The sequence below is a fragment of the Cupriavidus sp. P-10 genome, assembly GCF_003402535.2.
GTDB lineage: Bacteria > Pseudomonadota > Gammaproteobacteria > Burkholderiales > Burkholderiaceae > Cupriavidus.
Map to the genome: position 1 here is coordinate 3,615,669 of NZ_AP025170.1, position 22,832 is coordinate 3,638,500.

General features: G+C 68.9%; 14 protein-coding genes. 3 read left to right on the top strand and 11 right to left on the bottom strand.

Annotated features, from left to right (window positions below; all coding sequences use genetic code 11):
- Positions 1–200: 200 nt before the first annotated feature.
- Complete coding sequence (locus CTP10_RS16710) at positions 201–1,865, bottom strand: GMC family oxidoreductase (protein WP_116320033.1); 1,665 nt, start codon at positions 1,863–1,865, stop codon at positions 201–203.
- Between the two features lie 67 nt (positions 1,866–1,932).
- A complete protein-coding gene (locus CTP10_RS16715) occupies positions 1,933–3,429 on the bottom strand; it encodes a CoA-acylating methylmalonate-semialdehyde dehydrogenase (protein WP_442875127.1) in 1,497 nt (498 codons plus the stop codon).
- A 255-nt stretch (positions 3,430–3,684) separates the two neighbouring features.
- Between CTP10_RS16715 and CTP10_RS16720 the strand changes: the two genes are divergently transcribed.
- A complete protein-coding gene (locus tag CTP10_RS16720) occupies positions 3,685–4,572 on the top strand; it encodes a LysR family transcriptional regulator (RefSeq protein WP_116320148.1) in 888 nt (295 codons plus the stop codon).
- A gap of 4 nt (positions 4,573–4,576) precedes the next feature.
- Here the strand turns inward: CTP10_RS16720 and CTP10_RS16725 are convergent, their stop codons facing one another.
- From CTP10_RS16725 to CTP10_RS16735, 3 genes are all read right to left on the bottom strand, one after another.
- Positions 4,577–5,545 carry an alpha/beta hydrolase gene (locus tag CTP10_RS16725; RefSeq protein ID WP_116320034.1) on the bottom strand — a complete coding sequence of 323 codons (969 nt, stop codon included), beginning with the start codon at positions 5,543–5,545 and terminating at the stop codon, positions 4,577–4,579.
- 89 nt (positions 5,546–5,634) lie between these two features.
- Positions 5,635–6,069 carry a Cu(I)-responsive transcriptional regulator gene (gene cueR / locus CTP10_RS16730; RefSeq protein ID WP_116320035.1) on the bottom strand — a complete coding sequence of 145 codons (435 nt, stop codon included), beginning with the start codon at positions 6,067–6,069 and terminating at the stop codon, positions 5,635–5,637.
- The gene (locus tag CTP10_RS16735) at positions 6,066–8,561 is read right to left on the bottom strand and encodes a heavy metal translocating P-type ATPase (RefSeq protein ID WP_116320036.1); all 2,496 of its coding nucleotides are present in this window, start codon (positions 8,559–8,561) and stop codon (positions 6,066–6,068) included. Before CTP10_RS16735 ends, cueR begins: the two co-directional genes overlap by 4 nt.
- A gap of 184 nt (positions 8,562–8,745) precedes the next feature.
- On the opposite strand from CTP10_RS16735, the gene CTP10_RS16740 reads away from it, so the two are divergent.
- A complete protein-coding gene (locus tag CTP10_RS16740) occupies positions 8,746–8,946 on the top strand; it encodes a heavy-metal-associated domain-containing protein (protein WP_116320037.1) in 201 nt (66 codons plus the stop codon).
- A 68-nt stretch (positions 8,947–9,014) separates the two neighbouring features.
- Here CTP10_RS16740 and CTP10_RS16745 read toward each other — a convergent pair whose 3' ends face one another.
- Both CTP10_RS16745 and CTP10_RS16750 read right to left on the bottom strand, forming a co-directional pair.
- A complete protein-coding gene (locus CTP10_RS16745) occupies positions 9,015–9,743 on the bottom strand; it encodes an OmpW/AlkL family protein (RefSeq protein WP_116320038.1) in 729 nt (242 codons plus the stop codon).
- A 281-nt stretch (positions 9,744–10,024) separates the two neighbouring features.
- A complete protein-coding gene (locus tag CTP10_RS16750; RefSeq protein WP_116320039.1) occupies positions 10,025–11,998 on the bottom strand; it encodes an alkyl/aryl-sulfatase in 1,974 nt (657 codons plus the stop codon).
- Between the two features lie 165 nt (positions 11,999–12,163).
- Between CTP10_RS16750 and CTP10_RS16755 the strand changes: the two genes are divergently transcribed.
- Complete coding sequence (locus tag CTP10_RS16755) at positions 12,164–12,781, top strand: TetR/AcrR family transcriptional regulator (RefSeq protein WP_233528156.1); 618 nt, start codon at positions 12,164–12,166, stop codon at positions 12,779–12,781.
- A 10-nt stretch (positions 12,782–12,791) separates the two neighbouring features.
- On the opposite strand, the gene CTP10_RS16760 is transcribed toward CTP10_RS16755, so the two are convergent.
- The 4 genes from CTP10_RS16760 to CTP10_RS16775 are packed head-to-tail and all read right to left on the bottom strand — an operon-like array spanning position 12,792 to position 22,829.
- On the bottom strand, positions 12,792–13,745 hold the full coding sequence (locus tag CTP10_RS16760) for a delta(1)-pyrroline-2-carboxylate reductase family protein (protein WP_116320041.1): 954 nt from the start codon (positions 13,743–13,745) through the stop codon (positions 12,792–12,794).
- A gap of 59 nt (positions 13,746–13,804) precedes the next feature.
- Positions 13,805–16,063, bottom strand: coding sequence for a penicillin-binding protein 1C (pbpC, locus tag CTP10_RS16765; protein ID WP_116320042.1), 2,259 nt, complete (start codon positions 16,061–16,063; stop codon positions 13,805–13,807).
- A complete protein-coding gene (locus CTP10_RS16770; RefSeq protein ID WP_116320043.1) occupies positions 16,060–16,764 on the bottom strand; it encodes a lysoplasmalogenase in 705 nt (234 codons plus the stop codon). The genes pbpC and CTP10_RS16770 overlap by 4 nt, the downstream gene beginning before the upstream one ends.
- The gene (locus tag CTP10_RS16775; protein WP_116320044.1) at positions 16,761–22,829 is read right to left on the bottom strand and encodes an alpha-2-macroglobulin family protein; all 6,069 of its coding nucleotides are present in this window, start codon (positions 22,827–22,829) and stop codon (positions 16,761–16,763) included. The genes CTP10_RS16770 and CTP10_RS16775 overlap by 4 nt, the downstream gene beginning before the upstream one ends.
- Positions 22,830–22,832 lie beyond the last annotated feature (3 nt).

Genomic DNA, 22,832 nt, shown 5'->3' on the forward strand with positions numbered 1-22,832 from the left:
CCGCACAATGTGGCGCCAGCGCACTCTCCGAGGCGTCTATTGTGTGCGCCTGTTGCATCGCAAAACATCGGGGTTTGCACTATGAAACATGAACCAAGTGTCAGTTTTTTTGCAAGCGCACATGTTCAGCAAACGCCACCTGGCGCCCGCGCGCATTGCCACTCCGATTTCCCATGCTGCGCCACCTGCGCATAGTGCCTTCAGGCGCTTTCCGCCGCGGCCAGTGGCGCGCGCGCCAACACTTCCCCTGCCGCCGCGCCGCGCCGGCGGTCCTCGCGGATCATGTCGCTGGCGCGTTCGGCAATCATGATCGTCGGCGAGTTGGTATTGCCCGAGGTGATCAGCGGCATCACCGAGGCATCGACCACGCGCAGGCCCTCTACGCCGAACACCCGCAGCCGGCTGTCGACCACCGCCGTGCCATCGTCGCTGCGCCCCATCTTGCAGGTGCCGACCGGATGGAAGATGGTGGTGCCGATGCTGCCGGCGGCTTCGGCCAGTTCTTCGTCGGTCTGGAATGCGGGGCCTGGCAGGTATTCCTCTGGCTGGTACGGTGCCAGCGCAGGCGACGCCACGATGCGGCGCGTCAGCCGCAGCGAATCGGCGGCGACCCGCCGGTCTTCGTCCGTCGACAGGTAGTTGGGCGCGATCACCGGCGCGTCGCGGAAATCGGCGCTGCGCGCATGCACGCTGCCGCGCGAAGTCGGCCGCAGGTTGCAGGCGCTGGCGGTGAAGGCATTGAACGCGTGAAGCGGATCGCCGAACTTGTCCAGCGACAGGGGCTGCACGTGGTATTCCACATTGGGCCGCGCCTGCGACGGATCCGAGCGCGCGAACGCGCCCAGCTGCGACGGCGCCATGCTCATCGGCCCGCTCTGGTTGAAGGCGTACTCGACGCCGATGCACAGTTTGCCCCACAGGCTGGCAGCCCGCGTATTAAGTGTGCGCACGCCATTGACCTTGACCACGGTGCGCAGCTGCAGGTGGTCCTGCAGGTTTTCGCCCACGCCAGGCAAGGCGTGGCGTACGTCGATGCCGAGTTCGCGCAGCCGTTCCGGCTGGCCTATGCCGGACAGCTCCAGCAACTGCGGCGTATTGACCGCGCCGGCGGAGAGGATGACTTCATGCCGCGCTGCCGCGGCATGCGGCTGCCCGCCGCCGACGTATTGCACGCCGGTGCAGCGGCGCCCGTCAAAGGTGAGTGCGCTGACTTGCGCGCCGGTGACGATGGTCAGGTTCGGACGCTCCGATGCGCGGCGCAGGAAGGCCTTGGCCGTGTTCCAGCGGATGCCGCGGCGCTGGTTTACTTCGAAGTAGCCGACGCCGAAGTTGTCGCCTTGATTGAAGTCGTCGGTACGCGGGATGCCAGCCTGTTCCGCGGCATCGGCAAAGCGCTCCAGGATGTCCCAGCGCAGTCGCTGCGCTTCCACGCGCCACTCGCCGTGGGCGCCATGGAATTCGCTTGGGCCGCGGTGGTGGTCTTCACAGCGTTTGAACAGCGGGAGCACGTTGTCCCATTTCCAGCCGTCGTCGCCGGACAGGCTTGCCCAGTCGTCGTAGTCTTCGCGCTGGCCGCGCATGTAGATCATGCCGTTGATGGACGAGCATCCGCCCAATACGCGGCCGCGCGGGTAGCCAAGGGAGCGGCCGTTCAGGCCGGCCTCCGCTTCCGTGCGGTAGAGCCAGTCCGTGCGTGGGTTGCCGATGCAGTACAGATAGCCAACCGGGATATGGATCCAGTGGTAGTCGTCTTTGCCGCCTGCTTCCAGGAGCAGGACGTTGACGTCCGGGTCCTGGGTCAGGCGGTTTGCCAGGACACAGCCGGCAGAGCCGGCGCCAACGATGATGTAGTCGAATGTCTCCATGGCTTTCTTGGTTTGCATTTGTTTATGTATGGCCAGCCGCCGCGCAACATGAAAATCAAACCACCTCTTACTTGGCCACCGGCATCGTAAACTCCGCCCCCTTGGCAATGGAATCCGGCCACCGCTGCATCACACTCTTGTAGCGCGTATAGAACCGCACGCCTTCTTCGCCGTAGGCATGATGGTCGCCAAACAGCGAACGCTTCCATCCACCAAATGAATGCCAGGCCATAGGAACAGGGATGGGAACATTAATCCCAACCATACCTATCTGTATTTGCCGGGCAAACGCCCGCGCAATCCCCCCGTCGCTGGTGTAGCAGGACACCCCGTTGCCATACTCATGCGCATTGATCAGCGCAACCGCGTGGGCAAAGTCTTCCACGCGCACCACCGACAGCACCGGCCCGAAGATCTCTTCCTTGTAGATGGTCATGTCGGGCGTGACGTGATCGAACAGCGTGCCGCCGACATAGAAGCCGTTCTCGTGCCCCTCGACCTTGTGTCCCCGCCCGTCGGTCACCAGCGTCGCGCCCTCTTCCACGCCCTTGGCGATATAGCCTTCGACCTTGGCCTTGTGCGCCCCGGTCACCAGCGGACCCATTTCGGCGTCGGACTCCATGCCGTTACGGATCTTCAGGGAGCGCGCCCGCTCCGCCAGCCGCGGCACCAGCCTGTCAGCGACATCGCCCACGGCCACGGCCACCGAGATCGCCATGCAGCGCTCGCCCGCCGAGCCGTAGGCCGCACCGATCAGCGCATCGACGGCTTGATCCAGATCCGCGTCAGGCATCACCACCAGGTGGTTTTTGGCCCCGCCCAGCGCCTGCACCCGCTTGCCGTGCTTCGTGCCTTCCGTATAGATGTACTCGGCAATTGGCGTCGACCCAACGAACGACAACGCCTGCACATCCGGATGCGCCAGCAACGCATCGACCGCTTCCTTGTCCCCCTGCACGACGTTGAACACCCCATCAGGCAAGCCAGCCTGGCGCAGCAGATCGGCGATCAGCAAGCTCGGCGACGGATCCCGCTCCGACGGCTTCAGCACGAACGTATTGCCGCAAGCCAGCGCCACCGGGAACATCCACATCGGCACCATCACCGGGAAGTTGAACGGCGTGATCCCCGCCACCACGCCCAGCGGCTGGCGCAGGTTCCAGTTGTCGATGCCGCCGCCAACGTTGTCGGTGAAATCGGTCTTCAGCAGGTTGGGGATGCCGCAGGCAAACTCCACCACCTCGATGCCGCGTGTGACTTCACCCTTGGCATCGGAGAACACCTTGCCATGCTCGCGCGTGATCAGCGCGGCCAGGTCATCGTGGTGCTGGTCAAGCAGTTCCTTGAACTTGAACAGGATGCGCGCCCGGCGCAGCGGCGGGGTCTCGGACCAAGCCGGAAAGGCGGCCTTGGCGGCGGCGACGGCATCGGCAACGTCCTGCGCGGTAGCCAGCGCCACGCGCGCGGCGACTTCGCCGATCGCAGGGTTAAAGATATCGGCCAGGCGTTGCGACGCGCCACGCGTCTGCCGGCCTCCGATGAAATGTCCAACGGTAGTTTGCACAGCGCTGGCTTCTGCAAGGATGTCTTCCACTTCCACTCCTGCTTGATACTGGATATCGAGGATCGGCCGCATCATCATTGCGCGCGGTAATAACATCGCCGCAACGTCGTCTGCCGCGCATGGCGCAGCAGGCCTGATGAGCGCAAGCTTGGTGCAGTTGCACCGCCTCGTCCAATGATTTATCGTCAAACGCAATATAAGCAGCGCTAAATATTGCGCCGCACCACTCGCGTCATCGAACCGCCCCCCTTTGCCTTGGACCTCCACCACCTGCGTGCATTCGTCGCCGTCGCCCGCGAAGGCAACCTCACCCGCGCCGCGCAACGTCTGCACCTGACCCAGCCCGCGGTCAGCCTGCAGCTCAAAGGGCTGCAGTCCGCGTGGCGCATCAAGCTGTTCGAACGCACCGCCGCCGGCCTGACGCTGACTGCGGACGGCGCCGCGCTGCTGCCGCTGGCCGAACGCATCCTCGACGGCGTGGGCGACCTGCAGCACACCGTCAATGCGATGCACCACACCGTGCGCGGGCGCCTGGCGATCGGTACTATCCTCGACCCGGAATTCACGCGGCTGGGGCCAATGCTGCGCACGCTGGTCGAGCGCCATCCGCAGATCGGCACGGAACTGCGCCATGGCATGTCGGGCTGGGTGCTGCAGCAGGTACGCAGCGGCGCGCTCGACGTCGGCTTCTACCTGGGCCAGCCGCCCGACGCGAGCTTCCGTGCGCTCACGCTCACGCCCTTCTCTTACTACGTGGTGGCGCCCAAGGGCTGGAAGGAGCGCACCGCCCTGCGCTCATGGGCCCAGCTGGCGACACTGCCGTGGATCTGGACGCCGCCCGAATCGGCGCACAACCGCCTGCTGTGCGAGCGCTTCGCGCAGGCGGGCGTCGACGCGGCCGGCGTACCCAAGGTGGCACACGTCGACCAGGAAGCGTCGATGCTGGATTTGGTCCGTTCCGGCGTGGGACTGTCGCTGGTGCGCGATTCGATTGCGCTGCGCGAGTCGCATGCGCACGGACTGGTGATCGTCGAGGGCATGTCAGTGCAGACCGAGCTGACGCTGGTATGCCTGGCGACGCGCCGCGACGACCCGGTGGTGGCCGCGGTGTTCGGCGTGGCGGAGTCGGTGTTCCGGACCTAGGGACCTAGGCCGGTGGCGACGCAGAGGGATGGAGGTGCCGCTTCAGCCAGTCGCTCAGCGCCGCGAACACTTCGCCCCGCAGCGGCTGTGCTTCGTTGAAGATCTCGTGGTAGCCGTGCGGATACCAGACCTCTTCGCGCAGGTCGGGCGGCGCATTGTCGAAGAAGCTGCGGCTGCCCGCCGGGTCGACCACGCGGTCGGCGCCGCCGACCAGCATCAGCATCGGCGCCTCTAGCCGCGCGGCATCGGCCTGTGACTGCGCCATGCCGCGGATAAAGCTCTCCAGCACGCTGGCGGTGATCGTGGTCTGCACCAGCGGGTCGGTGCGATAGGCCGCCACCATGGCCGGATCGTGCGACAGGTGCCGCGCGTCGATCGGGTTGGGCACGCGCAGGCGGGGCGCCAGCGTCAGCAACACGCGGTGCAGCGCCAGCATCGGCTGCGACAGCCGCAGCGCCAGCGCGGGGGATGACAGCACCAGCGCGCGCACCTGGCGCACGCGCGCTGTGGCAAAGCGCGCCGCGATCAACCCGCCCATGCTGTGGCCAAGCAGGATCGGGAGCTCGTTCCAGCCGCGCAGCGCTGCGTCATAGACCTCGGCCAGATCCTCGAGATAGATGTCGGGATGATCGGCCACCATGCGCGCGCCGCCGCTGGCGCCGTGGCCACGCAGGTCGAACGCGCGCACCCGTAACCCTAGTCCGCACAGCAGGTCGGCGACGTGCTGGTAGCGCCCGGCGTGCTCGGCAAGCCCGTGCACCAGCAGCACCGAACCCAGCGGTTCGGCAAAGCGCCCGGGATCGGGTTGCCAGGTGCGCAGCAGCAACTCGGTGCCGTCGCGCATGCGCTGGCGGCCCTGCACGGGTGCGTGCGCGATGACGGCGGCGGTGGCAGGGCCTGAGGTAGCGCCCGTGGCCTCCGTGGCGCCGGCAGCGGCTGCGGAAGCGGGATCGTCCGTCGTCGGTTGTGCCATGCGCTGCGCTCTCCCCTTGCGGCCAGGCCGGCGCGTGCGCCGGCGTTGTTGTTGTGGTGGTGCGTGCTGCGTGACCGCGCCCAAGACGATCAGTGACAGCCGTGCCCTTCCCGCGCCGGCTGCCGCGCATCACCCGGCAACTCCGCGATATCGGCGAGGATGGGGCAATCGGGCCGGTCGTCCCCGCTGCAATGCTGCGCCAGCTGCCGCAACGTATCGCGCATCGCCGCCAGCTCGGCGATGCGCTGTTCCAGGTCAGCCACGTGCCTGAGCGTCAGCGCCTTGACGTCGGCACTGGCGCGGCCGCGGTCGTGCCACAGCGACAGCAGGTTGCGGATCTCGTCGAGCGAGAAGCCCAGATTACGGGCGCGCCGCACGAAGCGCAAGGTATGCACCGCGCGTTCGTCATAGCGCCGGTAGCCGCCCTCGGTGCGCGGCGGCGCCTCCACCAGCCCGATCGATTCGTAGTGCCGGATCATCTTGGCCGACACGCCCGACGCTTGCGCCGCTTCGCCGATATTCATCGCTTGCCTCCCTCGGTCGTGGCCGCCGCGGCCGCGCCGGACTGCGGATGCCAGCGCCGCAGCAGCAAGGCATTGCTGACCACGCTGACGCTGGAGAACGCCATCGCCGCGCCCGCCACCACCGGGTTCAGCAACCCGGCCGCCGCCAACGGGATGCCGACCACGTTGTAGAAAAATGCCCAGAACAGGTTCTGCCGGATCTTGCGCACGGTGCGGTGCGAGACCACCAGCGCATCGGCCACCAGCGCCGGGTCACCGCGCATCAGCGTGATGCCGGCGGCGTGCATGGCCACATCGGTGCCGGTCGACATCGCAATGCCGACATCGGCCGCCGCCAGCGCCGGCGCGTCGTTGATGCCGTCGCCCACCATCGCCACCACCGCGCCGCCCTGGCCCAACGCCTGCACGCGCGCGGCCTTGTCCTCGGGCAACACCTCGGCCTGCACGTCGTCAAGGCCAAGCTCGCGCGCCACCCGCGCCGCCGCGCCAGCGTTGTCGCCGGTCAGCATCACGGTGCGAACGCCCGCCGCGCGCAGCCGGGCAATGGCCTCGGTCGCGCGCGGCTTGATCGCATCGCCAAATGCAACCAGCCCCACCACGCGCGGCGGCGTGGTCTCGACCAGCCACGACACGGTGCGGCCTTCGTCGCGCAGCCGCTGCGCCACCGGGGCCAGCGCACCCGCTTCGGCACCGAGCGATTCACGCAGCCGTTCGCTGCCGAGCTGCAGCGCCTGGCCGTCGACCACGCCGGCAATGCCGCGGCCCGGCAGCGCCTGGACGTCATCGGCCTTGGGTACTGCGATGCCGCGCGCCTGCGCCGCGGCCAGCACCGCGCGCGCCAGCGGGTGTTCGCTGCCGGCCTGCAGCGCGGCCAGCCGCGCCAGCAGCACGCCGCCGTCGGCATCGGCGCGATCCGCGGCATGCAGCGCCACCACCTCGGGCTTGCCGACCGTCAGCGTGCCGGTCTTGTCGAACGCCACCACGCTGACGCGATGCGCCACTTCCAGCGCCTCGGCGTCCTTGATCAGGATGCCGGCACGCGCCCCGGCGCCGGTGCCGGCCATGATCGCGGTAGGCGTGGCCAGCCCGAGCGCGCACGGGCAGGCGATCACCAGCACCGCCACCGCGTTGAGCAGCGCCGCTTCCCAGTCGCCGCCCAGCAGGCCCCAGCCCAGCACCGTCACCAGCGCAATGCCCAGCACTATCGGCACGAACACCGCGCTGACCTGGTCCACCATGCGCTGGATCGGCGCCTTGGCCGCCTGCGCATGCTCGACCATGCGGATGATGCGCGCCAGCACGGTCTCGGCCCCAACGGCAACGGTGCGCGCCACCAGCAGCCCTTCGAAGTTGATCGCGCCGCCGGTCAGCCGGTCGCCCGGCTTCTTGGGTACCGGCACGCTCTCGCCGGTCAGCATCGATTCGTCGGCATGGCTGCTGCCTTCGATCACCTCGGCATCGACCGGGATGCGCTCGCCCGGGCGCACCACGACCTCGTCGCCGACGCGCACCGACGCCAGCGGCACGCTCACTTCCTGTCCGCCGCGGCGCACGCGCGCGGTATCGGGGCGCAGCGCCGCCAGCGCGCGGATGGCCTCGGCGGTCTGGCGCTTGGCGCGCGTCTCCAGCCACTTGCCCAGCCGCACCAGCGTGATCACCACTGCCGCGCTTTCAAAGTACAGGTGCGGCATGGCATCGGCAGGCGTGCGCCACATCAGCCACAGCGACAGGCCGTAGGCCGCGGTCGTGCCCAGTGCCACCAGCAGGTCCATATTGCCGGCGCCGGCGCGCACGGCCTTCCAGCCGGCCTTGTAGAACCGCCAGCCAAATACGAACTGCACCGGCGTCGCGAGCAGCCACTGCACCCAGGCGGGCAGCATCCAGTGCACGCCGAACCATTCCAGCACCATTGGCGCAACCAGCGGCAGCGACAGCACGGCCGAGATCGCCACCGGCCAGGGGCCGTCCCAGAACGCAGGCGTGCGTGCGGCTTGCGCCGATCCCGCTTCACCGGCTTCGGCTCCGGCCGCCGGCGTTGCGCCATAGCCCGCGCGGGCCACGGCGGCCACCAGCTCGGCGTCGTCGGCGGTGCCGCGCAGCACCGTGACCGTGGCGCGTTCGGTGGCCAGGTTGACCTGCGCCTCCACCACACCCGGCACCGCGCGCAGCGCCTTTTCGACACGCGTCACGCAAGACGCGCAGGTCATGTCGGTGACTTGCAACTCGACGGTGTCCTGCGGCACCGCATAGCCGGCATCGGCCACGGCGCGCGCCGCGGCCGGAAGCACGGCAGCGGATTCCGCATGCAGCGTAGCGGCCTCGGTGGCGAGGTTGACGGCCACGTCGCGCACGCCGGGCACGCGCGCCAGCGCATTCTCCACGCGGCGCACGCATGAGGCACAGGTCATGCCCTCGACCGGCAGGCGCCATTCGGCCGCATCGTCAGCGGTCTTGGCGGATTGCGGGGCGAGCACAGCGCTGGAACTGGTCATGGTCCTGGATCATCCACAGTGTCGATGTCAGCATCATGGACCTTACCATCATGGGAAGGTCAAGGTGCAATCGAATGCTTTTGGCGCCACATTGAATTTCCCCTTGCGCTTCCCACCATGGCAAGGTTCACACTACGTCTGTCGCGGCGCCGTGCCGCCAGTCATCCCCTTCAGGAGGTTTCCAATGATCCAGTTCCAGGTCGAAGGCATGTCTTGCAACCATTGCGTCGGCGCCATCACGCGTGCCGTGCAGGCAGTCGACCCGGCCGCCAAGGTCAGCGCCGACGTGCCGAGCCAGGCCGTGCGCGTGGACAGCGGCGCCGACACGCAGGCATTGCGGCATGCCATCGAAGAGGCTGGCTATCCGGTCAAGTCGGTGGCGTAGGCGGGCAGGCCTGCAGCAAAAAGGGACGCCCCCGGGCGTCCCTTTTTTGCTTGTTCGTGGCGCTGCGCTCAGAAGCGGTAGCCCACCGTCAGGAACGTCACCACCGGATCGATCTTGATCTTGGTATGCGAGACGATCGTGACGGGGCCGGCCTGCGTCGTCAGCGTCGCGCGCGTCGACAGCGGCAGGTAGGAAACGGATAGTCCGAGGAACCAGTTGTCGTTGAGCGCGTAGTTGGCACCGATGTTGAACACGGGGTTCCACGACGGCTTGGCGCTGGCGGTCATCGTGGCGCCGGGAATGCCGAACGCGCCATTGACGAACTGCTGGTTCGTGATGGTTTCATCGGTAAACCACGTGTAGTTCACGCCAATGCCGACATATGGGCGGAACTTGGTCCTGGCGTCGAAGAAGTGGTACTTGACCAGCAGTGCCGGGCTCCATTGCTTGACCGAGCCCAGCTTGCCGTATTTCGCGTAATCGCCCGTGCCCGTGACGTCATGCTTGGGCGGAATCCCCGCGACCAGCTCGCCCGAGATGTTGTCGGTGAAGAAGTGCGTGAACGCCAGGCCCAGCGTATTGGCGGTCTCGATCTCGGCGCCGGTGTTGGCGCGGGTCATGTTGACCGGCCGGCCGTTGATGCTGTCGACAGTCAACGGATCCGCAGAGCTGTTCGGCATCACGCGGAACCAGCCCAGGCTGACGATATTGCTGCCTGCCGACTGTGCTTGCGCGGCTCCTGCCAGCGCCATGACAGCGCCAGCCGCGAGCATCTTCTTCTTGTTGGTCGATTTCATAGTCCTCTTACTCCTCATTCGTTTACTGCCGCATGCATTATCCGGCGTGTGGGAGCTGAACTGTTTCACCGACGATACAGATTCGTAGAGGACGCCCCCTAATGGAGGGTTAACCACTAAGAAACCCAGGCTGGACGGCGGTCAGGCCGGGTAAACGCGGCGTCGGCGCAACGCTTTATGCCGCGCGTCGGAAAAAACCCTGACTGATACGAGGGTTTAGGGGCGGGCTGCGCAATAGCGCCCCGCCTGCCCCAACCTTCGCAGCCCAGTCACGCTCAGGTTCAGGGTGTGACGATGGCGAAGCTCGGTTCGAACTTGTCCATCAGCGCCACCCATGCGGCGAGCGCCTGCGGATCGCCATCGACCTTCGTGCGGCCGGCCTGGGTCTCCGCCTGCAGCGTGGTCTGCCCCGCCAGCACGCCGGTCAGCACCGCACGCGGCATCGTCAGCGTGGCCTGCGGTGCGGCATGCTGCGCGCCGGCCTTGTAGCGGAAGACGCCGTTCTCGACCGTCAGCGCGTAGCGCTTGCCGGTGTCCGGCTGGACCCAGTTGATCGCCACGGTCTTGCCCGCGGCGCGGTCTCCGTTCAGGCTGATCGCGAGGTAGTCCAGGAACATGGTGTCGGTCATCGCGCGCAGCACGTCGGGGCTGCCGGTGCGGCGCGTGGACTTGGGCGCGCCGTCGCGCAGCTCGGCCGCACCGCTCAGGTAGGCATTGCGCCAGGTGGACGACTCGGCCTGGTAGCCGAGCTGCTCCAGCGCATCGGCTTGTAGCCGGCGCGCGGCCTGGTTGTTCGGGTCGGCAAAGACCACGTGCTTGAGCACTTCGGCTACCCAGCGGTACTCGCCGCGCGCATACGACGCGCGCGCCTGCTCCATCACGCGCGCCGCGCCGCCCATGTATTCGACATAGTGCTTGCCGGCGTCCTCGGGCGGCAGCGGGTTGAGGTTGGCCGGGTTGGCGTCGTACCAGCCCAGGTAGCGCTGGTAGACCGCCTTGGCGTTGTGGCTGACGGTGCCGTAGTAGTCGCGCAGGTGCCACTCTGAGGCCAGCGACGGCGGCAGCTTCACGCGCTCGGCGATCTCGGCTGGCACATAGCCCAGGTTGGCCAGCCGCAGCGACTGGTCGTGGATGAACTTGTAGCCATCGCGCTGCTTGCCCAGGTAGGTGACGATGTTGTCGCGGCCCCACGTCGGCCAGTGGTGCTGCGCGAACAGCACCTCGGTGCGGCCGCCGAAGCGGTCGATGGTTTCGTCCAGCGCGCGCCACCACTGGTTGGCATCGCGTACCTGCGCGCCGCGGATGGTGTACAGGTTATGCAGGTTGTGGGTGGCATCCTCGGCCGCGCACAGCGCCTTCCACTGCGGCAGGTACATCAGCATCTCGGCGGGGGCCTCGGTGCCGGGGGCCATCAGGAACTCGATCTGCACGCCGTCGATGGTGCGGGTTTCGCCGGTTTTGGTGATCAGGTCGGTCGGCGGCACCAGTGTCAGCGTGCCCTGCGCCACCGCCTTGCCCAGCCCGGCATCGACCTGGGCGGTGGCCGAACGCGGCAGGTTCGTCCCGTACATGTATTGGGCGCGGCGGCTCATCGCGTTGCCGGCAAAGACGTTCTCGCTGACCGCCTCTTCCATGAAGCCTTCGGGCGCCAGCACCCTGACCTTCCCCGCCTTGACGTCGTCTTCGCTGATCACGCCCTTGGCACCGCCGAAGTGGTCTGCATGGCTGTGCGTATAAATTACCGCCACCACCGGCTTTTTGGGGCGGTGCTTGTAGTAAAGCTCCAGGCCCGTGCGGGCGGTCTCGGTGGCGGTCAGCGGGTCGATGATGATCAGGCCGGTGTCGCCCTCGATGATCGTCATGTTGGAGATATCGAAGCCGCGGATCTGGTAGATGCGGTCGGTCACCTGGAACAGGCCGTGGTTCATGTTCAGCCGGGCCTGGCGCCACAGGCTGGGGTTGACCGTCGCCGGAGCGGCCTCCTTGTCAATGAAGCGGTATGAATCCAGCGACCACACCACCTTGCCTTGCGCATCGCGAATCTCGCCGCTATCGATGGTGCCGATGAAGCCGCGGCGCGCGTCCTCGAAATCGCGCTGGTTCTGGAATGGCAGCTGCTGCAGCACGGCGGCCTGGGCACGGGCCGTGGCCTCGCTGGCCGGATTGGCCGGTGTGGGGACGGTACCGGCGGAAGCCGAAGAAGCGGCGAAAACAAGCGCGGCGGCAAGTGCTGCGGTGGTGGCGGTCGGGTACATACGGTGCTCCTGTCAACGCTGCCACCGGCCTCACTGGAACCGGGGGAGCGATAAGATTGTCCTGAACGTTCAGTACAATCTTGCAGTTTGCTAGCAGAGCGCTGCTACTGTCAAATCACTTCCGGCTGGAAAATTCTGAAATTCGCCCCCCGTATGTCGCCGCCGATGCCCCCGTCCCCCAAAACCCCGCCCGCCGCAATCAAGAACCGCCGCGGCCTGGAAACCCGCGACCGGATCCTCGCCGTCGCGCGTGCGCTGATCAGCGCGCATGGCTACTCCGAGGTCACGCTCGACCAGCTCTCCGCCGAGGTTGGCGTGGCCAAGAGCAGCCTGCTGTGGCATTTCGGCAGCAAGGAGATGCTGCTGGCGCAAGCCGCGACCAGCCTGTTCGAAGACTTTGGCCATGACCTGGGGGGTGTCGCCAGGCATGCCGGCAAGACGCCCCCGCAGCGGCTGGAAACGTTGTTTGACGAGCTCGCCGACTATTTCACGGCCAACCCCGAGGCCAAGGGCGTGGTGCTGGGCCTGTTGTTCTCCGGCGGCGTGCCGGCCAGCGTGCGCGAGCAGATCCGCCACAGCTGGGACGCGCATGTGCGCGACCTGGCCGAGGTGCTGTCACTGCCGGGCCAGCCGATGCCGCCCGACATGTCGCGCCTGATCGTGGCGACGCTGCACGGCTGCTATGTCCACTGGTACGCCAGCGACCGCAGCGAGCCCATTGCGAGTTTCCTGGCGCCCGCGCGTACCTTGTTCAGCGATTGGCTGCGTATGCGGGAGCGCTGATCGGCCGGCGTCAGGCGCGGCTGGCCAGCACGCACGCCGCGAGGTCCCACAGCGCATAGCCCACGCTCTTGAACACCAGCGGGCTGCCGCCGCGCGCGCGGATCGCGTCCGCCTGCAGGATCGCGGTCTCGAACGGCTGCACGGTGCCCCAGTCGATGCCCGCCTGCAGCAGGTCGCCCGCCTCTTCCTCGATGCCGAACAGCGTATCGGCCAGCAGGCGCCCATGGTCCGCGGCGGCATGGCACAGCTGCGGCGGCAGTTCGCACATGTCTGGGCGGAAGGCGCCGACCGCGGCAATGAAGTGATCGTCGCGCCAGAGGCCGCTGTCCAGGTCAGGCAACACCGGAGTACGGCTGGACGTGACCGTGACCACCATCGACACGCGCGGCAGCACCGCTGCAACGGTCTCAGTCACCTCCGCATCGACTCCCAGCGTGCGCGCCTGCGCAGCCAGCGCCTCGGCCTTGCCGCGCGTGCGCGACTGCAGCCAGACTTTGCGCACGCCCAGGCCGGCGATAAAGGCCTCCAGGTGCGTCAGCGCCTGCACGCCGGCGCCGATGATCAACAGTTCGCCGTCGGTGCGCGCCGCGAAGCATTGCGCCGCCAGCAGCGACACCGCCGCGGTACGCCTGCCGGTTACCGTCGGTCCGTCAAGCATGGCAAGACGCGCGCCGGTATGCGCGTCGGCCACCACCACCTCGCCGAGAATACTGGGCAGCCCGCGCTGCGGATTGCCAGGATGCACGGTGATGTTCTTGGTCATCACCAGGTTGCGGTTGCGCGCCGGCATTACCAGCAGCGTGCCCTCGCCGTGCTGCGCGTCGCCGACCGGCAGCGCGATGCGCGGCGGCGCCATCGCCGTGCCATCGCGCAGCTCGGCCAGCATGTCGGCGATGGCGCGCGCCAGTTCGGGATACGGCAGGCGGGCCGCCGTGCTGGCGGCATCGAGGGGAAGCAGGGACATGCGGGCGCTCCGGCTGGATGGTGAAGCGGCAATTATGCGTTACGGCCCGTGCAGCGATGTCAGCGCCTGGCAGGCACGGACGGTGAACGCACCGAAGCACCGCGCACCTCGATGCCGATCCGGTCCACCACCCTGCCCGCAGCGTCGAGCAGTTCCACCTGGTGGCGCCCCGGCCACGGCAGCCACGCCACCTCGGCGCCGCGGCCGAGCGGCTTGCCGTCCATGCGCCAGTTCACCGCGCGTGCGGACTGGCCGGCGATGCCTTCGGCGTGGAACCACACGCGCTGCGACGCCGGTGGCATGTCAGGATCGAGCGCGAACACAGTGCCGTTGGCCGGGCTGGCAATCACCGGAGAGGTGCTGGCTGCCGCTGCGGGCTTGCCTACGCTGACGCGCGTCATTGCCGTGCCGGCGAGGAACACCTCTTCCCGCGCGGGCTCGAGGCCATCGTCGAAGCTCAGCGCCACGCGCTGGACGCCCGCGGGCATGTCGGGCGCGCGGCTGCCTTGCGCGCGATGCAGCGCGTCCATGACCTCGTGCCAGATCGGTGCCGCGCCGGACACCCCGGAGACATCATGCATGGCCGCGCCGCTGGCGTTACCGACCCACACGCCGACGGTATAGCGCTGCGACCAGCCGATGCACCAGTTGTCGCGCATGTCCTTGCTGGTGCCGGTCTTGACCGCGGTCCAGAAGCGCGTGGTCAGCGGGCTGTCGAGTCCGAAGGTGCGGGCGCGTGCGTGGCGGTCGGCAAGGATGTCGCCGATCACGTAGCTCGCGGCCGGCTGCATGACGGGCACCGCAGCGGCGGACGGCGCGCCTTCGCGCAGCCGCGGCGGCGCATAGCGCCCGCCATTGGCGAGCGCGCGATAGGCATTGGTCAGCGCCAGCAGCGACACGTCGGCGCTGCCCAGCGCCAGGCTGTAGCCGTAGTAGTCGCCCGCCTCGGTCAGCGGCAGGCCCAGCGCCACCAGCCGCTTGTGGAAGCGGTGCGGGGTCACCATCACCAGCGTGCGCACCGCCGGCACGTTCAGCGATGCCGCCAGCGCCGCGCGCGTGCTGACCCAGCCGGCGTAGCGATGGTCGTAGTTCTGCGGCACGTAGAGTCCGCCGCCCACCGGCAGGTTCACCGGCCGGTCATCGAGCAGCGACGCCGCGGTCAGCCGCCTCTCCTCCAGCGCCTGCGCGAACAGGAACGGCTTGAGCGTCGAGCCGGCCTGCCGCAGCGCAGCCGCGTGGTCGACCTGCGCGGCCGACGACAGCGCGCCGGACGATCCAACATAGGCCAGCACGTCGCCGCTGGCGTTGTCGATCACCACCACCGCGCCATCCTCGACATGGCGCCCCGCCAGCTCGCGCAGGTGACGGTCGAGACTTGCCACCGCCGCGCGCTGCAGGCGGGCATCGAGCGTGGATGTCATGCGTGCTGGCATGGGCGCGCCCGGCGCAAGCTGCGCGCGCATGTCGCTGACCAGCCGGCGCGCGAGATGCGGAGCAAGCTGCCGACCCGCGGCGTGCGCCGACGCCATGGCGTTACGCTGCGCCACCGGTCCGGTACGCAGCAGCGCCAGCTGCGCGAAGCCTTCCAGCCCCTCGCATTCGCGCGGCAGCCGCATTTCGCGCAGGATGCCGCACGCGCGACGCGCCACCTGTGCGGCCGGCGCATTGGGCGCGCGCACCAGCGCCACCGCCAGCGCAGATTCGCGCGCATCGAGCCCTTCCGGATACTTGCCGAACAACACCTGCGACATCGCCGACAAGCCGACCAGCTCGCCGCGGAACGGCACCAGGTTCAGGTACGCCTCGAGGATCTGGTCCTTGTTCCAGCTGCGCTCGAGCACCGCGGCGCCCGCCGCCTGGCCGACCTTCTGCGTGAAGCTGCGCCCCTGCGCCGCCGCGCCGGGCCTGCGCAGGTCATCGTCCAGCAGCCCGGCCAGCTGCATGGTCAGCGTCGAAGCGCCACGCGTGCGCGTGTTCCACAGGTTGGCCCACGCCGCAGCGGCCACGCCCTGCCAGTCGACGCCGCTATGCGCATGGAAGCGCTTGTCTTCCGACAGCACGATAGCCGTGCGCAGCGCGGGCGAGGTTTGCTCCAGTGCGACCCAATCGCCGCGGCGTGCGCGAAAGTCGTCGCGTACCCGCCCGACGACGTCGCCGTGGCGATCCAGCACGACCACGTCGGCGCTGCGCCAGTCGTCGCGCACCTGCGCGAAGGTCGGCATGAAGGTCGGTATGAAGGTCGGCAGCGCGGCGGCGTGCGCGCTCCATAGCAGCGGCCACAGCGCAAGGATGGCAAGACGCCCGCTGCGCGGCTTCATGGTTGCGACCGTCCGGATACGATGCCCGCCACCAGTAGCACCTGCGCCGCCGCGTAGGTCCACCAGATCCCGAGCGCGAAGGTCTCGAACGGCACCAGGAAACGCGCGATGCCGATCATCATGTCGGACGCGGCAAAGCACAGCGCGCCCAGCGCGGCCAGTGGCGTCGGCAGCCGAGCCACCAGCGCGCTGCAAGCCATTGCCGCGAGCACGCCCACGTACAGCGACACCGGCACCGTCAGCGTGCCAAGATTTGGCCAGAAGCGGCCCAGCATGGTGCCGGCCACGCCCAGCAAGGCGCCGCATGCGATCAGCCGATGCGGGCGCAGGTCGCCCGCCAGCGGCACCAGCAGCCGCAGGTAGGCGAGGTGCGCCAGCAGGAAGGCACCCAGCCCGCCCACGAACGAGAACGACAGCGCCGGCACCGCCAGCAGGAAATCGCCGATGGCCGAGCAGACCAGCGCCGTCACCAGCCAGCGCCGCTCCGCCAGCGGGCGGTGAAACCACGCGGCGCGCGCCAGCAGCAGCGCCATCGCGACCTTCCACGCGGGCTGCATGGCGATCTGGCCGTTCAGCGGCGCGCCCTCGGGCAACTCCATCGACACCTGCACCAGCAGGACGCCATAGATCAGGCCCGCCAGCGCGCCCGCGAGCCACCACTCGCGCACGCGCGCCGGCATCCTCATTGCCAGCCAGCTCATGGACGTGCCCCGACTACCAGCCGCGCGTTCGGCGCCACGCCGAACACATCGGGCGCGTACATCGCCTCGACACGCGACGGCGGCAGCGAGAACTCGCCGGCGTTGTTCAGGCGCACCGTGTACTCGACCGAGACCGTCCCCTTGGGCAGATAGCCGAAATACTCGCGATACGCCTGCGGCGTGCGTTCGGTGTAGGCCGGCCACGCCACGCCCTTGCGCCGCTCGCCGCGCGTGGCGATCTGCGAATCGCGGCCCAGGCCGCTGCCGAGTATGGTGGCGCCGGCGGGCACCGGATCGCTGACCACGACCCAGGTCATGTCGGCCTGCGCATCGATCTCGAGCTTGACGCGGTACACGTCGCCGCGCGACCACTTGCCCGGCACCGCCTGCTCCTGCGGCGTCACGGTGCGCATGATGCGGTAGCCCGCGGCCAGCGGCGCGGTGACCGGCACCGCGGCCAGTGCCTGCACAGTCGCCCAGGGATGGCCCGCGCCGGCCTGCTCGACATGCAGCGTGCCGCCTTCGGTGCCTGCCGGCCACGGCAGGTCGACACTGCCCTGCGCCACGCCGTCGTTGCGCTGCGCCCGGGCCCAGTCGAAGCTGCGCGTGCCATCGGCTGCGTTGCTCACAGCGACACGCGCGCTGCCCGCCACCGGCGTCTTCTCGAACACCTGCGCGAAGCGCGCCACCGCCAGCATGCCCCACGCGTTGGCAGTGGTGGTGCCCCATGCGCCGCGCACCTGACGGCCGATCAACCCGGTGGCCAGCTGTGGCGCGTCTTCCTTCCAGCCCGGCAGCTCCGCGGCCAGCGCCAGCAGGCGCGCGGCGTTGGTATCGCCACCGGCCATCATCCACCACCAGTTGTCGTTGCGCTCGGTGGAGAACGCCAGCCGCGTGCCCTGCACCGTCAGGCGCGAACGCAGCAATTGCTGGGCCTCGGCCAACCGCGGCTCGCGCTGCGGGATATCGGCCACGCGCGTCAGCAGCAGGGTCCAGTCGAGCAGCGCCGACGTCGGCCATTGCGCCGGCAGGATCTGGATCGCATCCAGCATGCGTGCCTGCGCATGGCCGGTGCGTGACAGCGCTTCGAGCGCGGCCAGCTTGCGCACCTCCAGGTACTGCGTGCCGCCCGCCGGCGACCAGCTGTCGCGGCGGATGCGCCCTTCGACGAAGTCGGCCAGGCCGCGCTCCATCTGTTCGCGCTGCGCGTCGGGAATGCGCAACGCCAGACCGGCGCGCGCGGCCTCGTCCGTCACCGCCAGCAGGTAAGCGGTCAGCACCTCGCTGCCATAGTCGCTGTCCGAAGCCAGCGGGAAGTACGAAGCCAGCCCGTTGGCGTCGAGGTACGACGGCAGCTGTGTCATCAGTGCTTCCCACGCGGCCGTGTCGTTCAGGCCGATCGCCTTCGACGCGCGCTGCTCCAGGCAGGTGAACGGATAGTTGCGGAACCACTCGCGCACGCCCGGCATGCCGCCCGCCAGCGACGACTGGAAGTTCACTTGCAGCCCGCCGCGCACCTTGCCGGCGGGATCCGCCAGCGCACCCGGCGGCGCCTTGACCGGCACCGACAGCGACGGCGCCACCTGCGCCAGCGTGGCCTGCTGTACCGTCACCGGCACCGCTGGGACGATCTGCTGCGAGACCTTGATGCGGTCGCCGGCATTGCCGCCGCCCTGCTCGCTCGCCTGCACTTCCCACATCACGGTGCCGCTGCGCGCATACGCCAGCAGCATGGGTGCGGTCACGTCCCAGCCGATTTCGCGCGCTTCACCCGCGGGAATCTGCACGGTCTGCGCCGGCAGCGTGCCGTCGTTGCCGAGCAGCGTGGCGCGCGCGCTCGCCTGCACGGTCATCGCGCGCCTGGTGGTATTGCGCAGCGTGAACATGGCGCGGTAGCGGTCGTCCTCGCGCACCAGCTGCGGCAGCCCGGAAATCACCTGCAGGTCCTGCGTGGCGGCGATGGTGGCGCTGCCGGTACCGAAGCGGCCAACGCCAAGGTCGGCCACCGCGACGATGCGGAAGCTGGTCAGCGAATCGTTGAGCGGCACTTCCAGGCTGGCGCGCCCTTCGGCATCGAGCTGCACGCGCGGGTTCCACAGCAGTAGCGTGTCGAACAGCTCCCGCGTCGGGCTCTTGCCGCCGCCACCGCCCGCGGGCACCGCTTTGCGGCCATAGTGCCGGCGACCGATGATTTCCATCTGCGCGGTCGACGTTTCCACGCCATAGCCGCGCCGCTGCAGCATGGCGTCGAGCAGGTCCCAGCTGGTGTTGGGCATCAGCTCCAGCAGCGCCTGGTCGACCGCGGCCAGCGCGACTTCGCCATTGGCGGCGGGCTTGCCGTCGGGCAGCCTGACCTGGATCGCCACGCGTGCCTTGCCGCGCACCGGATAGCTGGTCTTGTCGGGCGTCACCGTGACATCGAGCCGGTGCCCGGCATTGCCCACCCTGATCTCGGCCAGCCCCAGCCGGAAGGCCGGCTTGGACAGGTCGACCAGCGCCGTCGGCGCGGCATATTCGCGGCCTTCGCTGCGGAAGGCGCGCCACCACTCGCCGGGCTGGCGCCAGCCCCAGGTAAAGAACGAATACCACGGCACCTCATGCAGGCGCCCGCGCAGCGCCAGCACCGAGACGTAGACATTGGGCCCCCACTCCGGCTTGACCTGCACGCGCACCGTGGGGTCGCTGCCATGCAGCTCGACCACCTGGGTCTGGTAGACGCCCTCGCGCTCCACCGCCACCAGCGCAGTGGCGTGGCGGAACGGCATGCGCACCTGGAACTCCGCGGTGTCGCCCGGCGCGTAGAACTTCTTCTCGGGCAGCAGGTCGATGCGGTCATGGTTTTCGCCGCCGAACCACAGTTCGCCCTGGCGCGTGACCCACACCGTCGAAGCGGCCTGCGCGGTGCGTCCCTCCTTGTCGCGCGCGCTCGCCACCAGTTCGACCTGGCCGGCCTGCTCCAGCGCCACCTCGCAGCGCGCGCGGCCCTGCGCATCGGTGCGGGTCTCGCACACGGTGCCGAGGTCGCGCGTCTCGGTGCGGTTGTCATAGCGGTAGAAGCCGCCGACCACGCGCTTGCGCGCCGAGGTAGTAATGCGTGCGCGCGCGTTGAGCTTGACCGGCGCATCGGCCACCGGCTTGCCATTGAGGTCCAGCACCACGCCATGTACCGCCAGCTTCTGCTTCACCGAGACCCACCCTTCGGTACGGATGCCGACCACCACACCGGCCGGCCACAGCGGCACGGTCTGGCGCAGCGTCTGGATCTCGCCGTTGGGGTCGGCAAAGCCGGCTTCGAGCAGCAGGTCACGCGGTGCATCGGTCTTGGGCAGCTTGCGCAGCGTGACGGTGCCGTTGCCGTTCTTGTCCAGCGTCAGCGGCAGCTTGTCGGCCACCAGCTTCTGGCCGTCATCGGGCTGCTCCGAGTCATCCACCTCCTCATCGCCGCCGGCGCTTTCGCGCTGCGGGCGCGGCGGGTTGAACGAGAACTCGTCATAGCCGGGGAAGCTGACGCTCTTGTCGCGCAGCAGCGCCGACACCCGCACCGGCAGGCCGGCCGCGCCGCCGCCGGACAGGTAGTGGATTTCCACGCCGACCGGCAGCTCGGCCGGCGCGATCGCGGCGCCTGCCTTGCCGGCCAACTGCAGCGTGCCGGCCAGCACCGGCAGCCGGAACGCTTCGACGCGGAAGCTGCCGCTGGAATAGGTACGCGAACCCTCGTCCCGGCCGTTCGCCCCCCCACCCTGCTGCGCTTCCAGCTCGACGGTGTAGACGCCGAGCTTGGCCGCCGGCGGCACCTGGAACGTGCTTTCCGCGCTGCGCCCGCCGGTCGCGGTCTGGCGCCATTGCAGCGGCAGCTCGTAGGTCTGGCCGCTGCCGTCGTGACGGATCGTCACGCGAGTGGGTAGCGGGCGGCTGGCCGGCGGCAAGGCAAAGCCCTGCGCGGTCTCGGCGCGGATCAGGTGCTTCATCGACACGGTCTCGCCGGCGCGCAGCAAGGTACGGTCGAAGATGGTATGCGCACGCACCGTCGGCGCGGTGCTGGTGTCGGTGGGCACGTTGAAGCGCCAGGTTTCGATGCCGCGGTTCCAGTCCGACATCACGAAGGCCATGTCGGCCTTGCCACGTGCCTGCGGATGCCCCGCGGCGATACGCGCCGACACGAAGTAGCCGGACAGTCCGTTCTGGTCGCAAGTGGATTCCGGCGCGGCTTCGAGCTTGGCAAAGCGCACCACGCCGCTGGCGTCGGTGCGGCCCTCGCCCAGCAGGCGCCCGCTGCAGTCGCGCACCGCGACGGCGGCGTCGGCCACCGGCTTGCCGTCGTCGAGCGCTGTGACCCACGCCAGGCCACTGCGGCTGCCGTCATCCTCGTTGCCCAGGCTGCGGCCCAGCTTGAAATGCACGCCCAGGTTGGTCACCAGCGCAGCGGTGCGCACGTACATCGGCGCGCGCTTGCCGAGCAGCGCCTCGCCCAGCATCGGCGAAGCGATCTCGACCACGTGGAAGCCCGGCTCGGGCAGCGGGATGCCGACCACCTCGAACGGCCGCGGGCCGTCGCCCGATGGTTTGGGTACGGCCAGCTTCTGCACGCCGGGCGCGCGCTCCAGCAGAGACACCGAGCGCGTCTCGATCGATACCGCATTGCGCGGGTTGTTGACGCGGTAAGGCGAGCGGCCCGCCAGCACCGCGTCGAGTTCGCCGCGGGTATAGCTGGACTCATGCATGCGCCGCACCAGGCCGAGCCATTGCATCACCGCTGCATCGTCATCCACGCGCAGCTTCATCACCGTGCCAGCGCGGGCCTGGATGCCACGAACGGCCAGGTCCGCCTCGACATTGCGCAGCGTCACCGGCAACAGCGGCGGATAGTCCGCCGGCGACTTGCCGCGCGGCAGCTCGCCAAAGCGCTCCACCACGCCGAATGGCGCGGCCGAGAACTTGGCCAGCGGCGGCATGGCGGCGGTCGCGACCTTGAGCGGGAAAAGGTCGGCATTAGACAGCGTGCGGCCGCTGTCATCCTTCAGGTCCTTCGGTACCTCGATGGTGAATTGGACTTTCTCCGCGAACGGAGCGGCAAAGGTCAATGCGCTGACGCTGGCATCCGGCGCCAGGTCGGGATCGAATCGCGGCGCGCGCGGGCCGTTCGGTGTCTTCAGCACGACCTGTTCGGCCTGCTTGCGCGGCACCGGCGCCGAAAACGTGACCGACATCGGCCGCAGCGGCGTGCACGGCGACTGCGCATGCTCGCGCTCGCAGCTGAAGCTGGCGGTAAAGGGCTCGCGCACGGTGTAGTCGAAGCGCCGCTCGTCGCGCGTGGCCACACCCGACGGCGTGGCGATGCCCGCGCCCAGCACCAGTTGCACGCGCGCCGCAGCCGGCAGCCGCTGCTGGCAGGCAAGCAGATGGACGGCATCGGGCGCCGGCTTGGCCAGCTTGGTCCAGCGGATCGCTTCGAGCAGGTCGTCGCGTTCCTTGCCCGTGAGCAGCCGCACTGGGATGCGCTCGCCCAGTCCTTGCGCCTGGCACCAGGCGTGCTCGCGTACCGACGCCGGCGTGGCCAGTCCGTTGAAGCGCAGCGCGAAGACCTGGTCTTCCTCGATCTCGCCGCCGGACGGCCGGCTGGCGATCACGGTCGGGCCACCGGTCTCGAAGCGGTATTCGGGCTTGCCGGCATAGGCGGTGCCGGCGACGCTCTTCAACCCGGTACGCATGCGCACGCTGCAGCGTACGCCGGGCGGCAGGTCGCTGGCGAAATCGTAGACCCAGTTCCTGGCATCGACCCAGCGGGCCTGGCCGCTGGTGCTGGCGCCGGTGCAGGACACCGCGGCGGGCGCGGCGGCCTGCACGTCGCCCATCGGCACCATGGCCTCGTCGAAGCGGATCGCCACCTGCCGGACCTGCCCCACCGTGCCTTCCGGCGAGAAGCGGGTGACCTGGGCGGCATGGGCGGGCGGGCTCCCGGCAAGCAGGGCGAGCGCGGCGCCCAGCGCCAATGCCGCAGCGCATGACACGCGCGCCGGCTGCCTCCTGCCAAGGTCCCGATCGGCTCCGGCGACGATTCCCCTCATCCT